Genomic DNA, 4,542 nt, shown 5'->3' with positions numbered 1-4,542 from the left:
GCGATCTGTCACCGCCACATGAAGATTTTCCAGGTGAGGTCAAGGGATGGCCGGAACCCTCAACAGAATATAGAAATAAAATAATTATGCGTCGGATTGAGATAAACAATGGCGACCTAAGAAGCTTCAAGAAGGGGCTCGAGGAAAAAGATGGGACTCCACAGCAGTTGGAAAGCTACAGAAGGCATATAGAAAGTATAAGAGAGGAGAATGCTGAGTTGAAGGGTATGCTGAGATGAGCGCCAGGCTGAGTCAGGTATTAAGCGATGCTTTTCAGGATCCTGCTAGTCGGGAGTCTTTTTTCAGTGTTCAAGAAAAGAGTGCTATTCGTGATCAATATGAGATAAGAGAGAATGTGGAGAGTCCGATCTCTCCCTGTGACACTAATCTCTTTATCGGCGTGTTCTTCGATGGCACGGGCAATAACTATGCCGATAGCCTCGACCGAGAAGATCATAGCCAGTCGAACGTGGCGCGGCTCTATAGTGCCTTTCGCGGACAGAGCGTGCCCGGCGTTCTTCCGCCACAAACCGATTGGCAAACTAGCCTTTCTGATTACGACAACTTCTTCCGCGTCTATGCAACGGGTGTCGGCGCACAATTTGAGGCAGTTGGCGATTCTGGTGAGAGGCTCTTGGATAAAACCCTTGGGTGCCGGTACGGGGCGACTAGGACAGGTTCGAATCCTTTGGGGCCTTGCCCAGGTAGTGAATTCCATAAGCCGTTATTCTCTCAAACGATCTTTAACTGACAATAATGAGGTGCGGCGAGTCAGTGTCGTCGGCGAAGGTATAGTGAAATTAAACGTGTCGAGGTGAATAAGTGTCACTATATCGTTCACTACCGACGGCACGATGGCGGGAACGATGCCGTCAAGGCACTCAAGATTCCGCCAACGAGCTTGGCGACAGAGGAGCGTGACGCCTGCGGCAAGGCGCTCAGCAGCCGGGTTCCTGATGCTGCTGCCCCCCTGGAGCTTTCTTAAGAACACGTGGGCCGCCGCGCCCTGCGCCCGGGGATGATTGCGTTGGTAGTGATCGTCTCCCGCTCGTGCATGATTCATGCCGTGGCCTACTGGTATTCGCTGCTGGTGTGCTGGCCGCTCTACTGGACGCGCAAGCTGCGCCGGGAAAGCACAGCGTCCGGGGCGGTTTGACCGGGAAGTTCTCGACCATCGCTCGCTGGTGTTCGGCTTGTATATTGGGGATCATCGCAATCTCGGCAGCTATCGCTATTTGTGGTTCATAGAAAATGATTTGCAAGAATGGCTGGCCGAGTGCGTCTTTGGAGAGCGCGGCAGCATTAGCTTAGGGAACACCGCTCTGGAAAACGAGATGCAGAACCTCAAGGCCATTACCCATAAGGAAGAATGATATGCGGCCGGTCGCGAAGGACTACTGCAATCTTTTTATTAAAGGTGACTGGGGGTTTTCTTCTACGACTTCCAGGCTTTTAAAGCTAGAAGGGGAGATTGGTCTTCTTAACAAAAAAGAGGAAGCGTTAGAGGGGGGGAAGGTTTAACGACTCAGTGGTGAGATTGAATTCAGCTTTCATGGAAGTGGTGGATGCTGGAAATCGCCTTCGTGGCGTACCATCTTTTTTTGGTCTAATAGGGGTGGGGCCATTTCTGATAGGGCTTGTTGCCCTGCTGTATATACTGTCCGGTCATGGCGACAAGCTTCCTGCTTTTGTAATCGTTCTCGCTCTGATGACGCTGGCTATTAGTCTTTTATTTATACTGCCGATTGTTTTCTCGCTGCTAAGTAGGGAGTTATTTCGAAAATCCTTCTATCCCATACGTTTCAATCGCCGAGATCGCAAGGTCTATGCCTGGTCTCAGGATATGGGCGTTGTCACCATGGATTGGGATGACATTCAGTTTTACACCAGCGAAGCAACGAAGTCTCAGGATCGCCGGGGGATGTCACGGGAGGAGATACGCGGGTTTGTGCAGGATAGCAACGGCAACATGCTTTATCACCTCGTCTTCTTCAAGTACGAAGGCCTCAAGGGCATGAAAGGCGCGCTGGAAATCTGGGAGCTGGTACGCCGCTATATGGAAGAGCCCGACGGCCATATCCAGGCCTACCAGGTCGACCAGCGACTGCTGGATCTGGATGGCAAGCGTGAGAGTTTCATTCATTCGTTGATCCAAGCGAACCAGGTGCTGGCTGACAGTCGAGCTTTTCAACTGATCTTTGCTCCGATGGTCATGTGGGCAGGGACTGGCCGGATCATTGCCAAGTGGACCTGCCGCGTGCCGCGTTGGCCCGAGTGGGTCGAGGAGAAATGCCGGGTAACACCGGACGATCCTTACGTACGCGATCGCCACACCGAGGTACCTCTCACCGTAAACGAGATTCTTTGGCCGTTATTTTGCTATCTGCTCGGATGGGCGGAAGTGGTGTTCCTTCTTTATTTCTGCTTCAGGCGCTACCTCTGAGTCGCCGAGGCGAGAGGCTTTCTTTTATGTGATTTGCGGGAGTGTCACTCATGGCTGATATCACGCTCGATTCACTACTCGATACCTTCGACCTGTCGCAGTCGCAGCGACTGCTGACGTTCGAGCTCGGCGGTACATCGCCGATTCCGCATTGTCTGGTGGGCGGGGAGCAGGTCAGCAAGCCGTTTCGCAATACCTTGGACTGCATCTCCCAGCAGGGTGACATCGAGCTCAAGACGCTGATGGCGCAGGCGGCGAACCTATTGGTCCTGCAGGCCGTCGGCAGCTACTGCCGCCTGCACGGGCTGGTTAACCAGGCAGGTCGGCACGCCTGGAAGATTGTCACCGGGACGATCGGTGCCGTGGGTGACGTGCTCGCCTTCTACGATGGCCTGATGAAACTCTCCGATGCCCTGCACGATCGAAGGCTGGGTCGTTCTTCCCGTAGCGTAAGCCTGCACGACGCGCTAGGCGGCACCATCATCGCCGGTTGCTCGGTCTTTCGCTTTCTGCGGCCGGTATCGCCGTCGCGACGACGGGGGTGGGCTTGGCGCTGTGCGCCATCGGTCTGATCATCAGCGCCATCGCGATCACGCTGGGTTTCATCGCAACGAAGCTAGTGTCCACCTCGACTACGATCTGGCTCAATCGCTGTTATATAGGGCGCCAATACGACACCCAGTTGGCGCCTTTTACCAGCATCGAGCAGGAACAGGCGTCGCTGGACCTGCTATCGCAGGGGAGCTCCATGAATTGACATGGGAAGATTACAGCGGCACTTATGTCACAGGAGATACAGGACCATTGGGTGAGAGCCGGCACAGTAAAAAAGTTATGATCAAAGCGCGGATTCCCAATTTTTCAAAGATGGAGCTCGGATTAAGGTTTAGTAGTGAGTCGGGCCTGGAAACGTCCACTCTGTTTAACGGTAATTTTGCAAAGGGTGGTGGGTCTTTGACTCTCTACGATAGGAGCGAAGGAAAAAGTAGTGGCTCTGAAGCTTCAGATTATGATATCTCTTCGGGGAATGGTGTCTATATGATAGAGCGCATACTCCACTTAGCCGATGATGCCGCGAAGACTAGAGCCAGGCTTGAGGGATCTTTTCAGGGTATGCGGGCTCGTACCCTGCGCTATTCGGATCAATTTAAGCTGGAGTTTAGATGATGAGAATGCTGAGAAGCATATCATTGACGTTTTTTGTTGGACTTCTTTCGTGGTCATCTTATGCGTCCTCGATGATGCTTTTCAATGATCCGTCCGGGAAAGAGATGCGGGACGAGACCAGGTGGTGGTCGCTTGAGGAACTCCACGAAAAAACAAACCATGGTGACCTCAAAGGGGAGTATATTCTAGGTGTTACCTATCTCAATGGAAGTGAATATCTAGGATTAAGTGAGGATGGCGGGAAAGCTTTTTCTATATTTGTGTCACTTTGGCAAAAAGAGGTTGCCGATGCCGGATACTCTTTGTTCTCGATGTACTACAATGGGTTTGGGGTTGATAAAGATTACCAAGCAGCTCTTAAGTATTTGACGGAATCCGCCGAGATGGATTACACGTTATCCCAGCGAAGTTTGGCTGAAGCATATCGAGGAAAAGATTATGAAGGGTTGGTAGATCAGGACTACGGAAGAGCAATTTACTGGTACAAAAAAGCTGCCGCCCAAGGTGATAAGAATTCCGCTTTGGCTATGGCCAACTTGTATTATCAGGGTGAAGGTGTTGAGCAAAGTGACGAAAAAGCTTTCGAATGGTTGTTACGTTGCAGTCAGCTTGAATATGGTTATGAAACACAGGGGTTCCGTTCTCTTGCTAAATTCTACGAAGAAGGCATCGGTACCGACGTCGATTTGATTCAAGCGTACAAGTACTATGACCTCCAGGGCTCGGCCGGTGCGGAAGGCAAGCAGCGCCTAAGCAGTCAGATGACAGAGGAGCAAATTCAGGAAGCGCGTCGCCAATCCCTAGAGTGGCAAGACGAACACAATGTTCGTATCGGTGGTGGCTTCTTCCAGATGAATTGATCGTTGGTGGGGGGTATTTCTCCGTGGGTTGGTGGGGACAGGCCTGGGTCCCGTGACGGCGCCCAGGCCTAT

At 52.1% G+C, this 4,542-nt stretch carries 7 protein-coding genes; all 7 read left to right on the top strand.

Annotated elements, in window-relative coordinates:
- Window positions 1-239 (top strand): hypothetical protein (locus DOM41_RS17690; RefSeq protein WP_223161009.1); only part of this gene is annotated, 239 nt, incomplete at its 5' end.
- Window positions 236-751, top strand: a complete 516-nt coding sequence (locus DOM41_RS17115; protein WP_110688070.1) for a DUF2235 domain-containing protein — start codon at window positions 236-238, stop codon at window positions 749-751. The genes DOM41_RS17690 and DOM41_RS17115, both read left to right, overlap by 4 nt.
- 310 nt (window positions 752-1,061) lie before the next feature.
- Window positions 1,062-1,373: a hypothetical protein gene (locus DOM41_RS17110; RefSeq protein ID WP_188112427.1), complete on the top strand. Its 312-nt coding sequence runs from the start codon at window positions 1,062-1,064 to the stop codon at window positions 1,371-1,373.
- Window positions 1,374-1,552: 179 nt separating this feature from the next.
- A complete protein-coding gene (locus DOM41_RS17105) occupies window positions 1,553-2,443 on the top strand; it encodes a DUF6708 domain-containing protein (RefSeq protein ID WP_157956973.1) in 891 nt (296 codons plus the stop codon).
- A 50-nt stretch (window positions 2,444-2,493) separates the two neighbouring features.
- Window positions 2,494-3,015, top strand: a complete 522-nt coding sequence (locus DOM41_RS17100; RefSeq protein WP_110688068.1) for a hypothetical protein — start codon at window positions 2,494-2,496, stop codon at window positions 3,013-3,015.
- Window positions 2,991-3,200: a hypothetical protein gene (locus DOM41_RS17685; RefSeq protein WP_110688067.1), complete on the top strand. Its 210-nt coding sequence runs from the start codon at window positions 2,991-2,993 to the stop codon at window positions 3,198-3,200. The genes DOM41_RS17100 and DOM41_RS17685 overlap by 25 nt, the downstream gene beginning before the upstream one ends.
- A gap of 406 nt (window positions 3,201-3,606) precedes the next feature.
- On the top strand, window positions 3,607-4,470 hold the full coding sequence (locus DOM41_RS17090) for a tetratricopeptide repeat protein (protein ID WP_110688066.1): 864 nt from the start codon (window positions 3,607-3,609) through the stop codon (window positions 4,468-4,470).
- Window positions 4,471-4,542: the final 72 nt, after the last annotated feature.

This window comes from Salinicola aestuarinus, assembly GCF_003206645.1.
GTDB classification, from domain to species: domain Bacteria; phylum Pseudomonadota; class Gammaproteobacteria; order Pseudomonadales; family Halomonadaceae; genus Salinicola; species Salinicola aestuarinus.
Note: the sequence above shows the minus strand (reverse complement) of the source record. Positions and strands in the feature narration are given on the sequence as shown.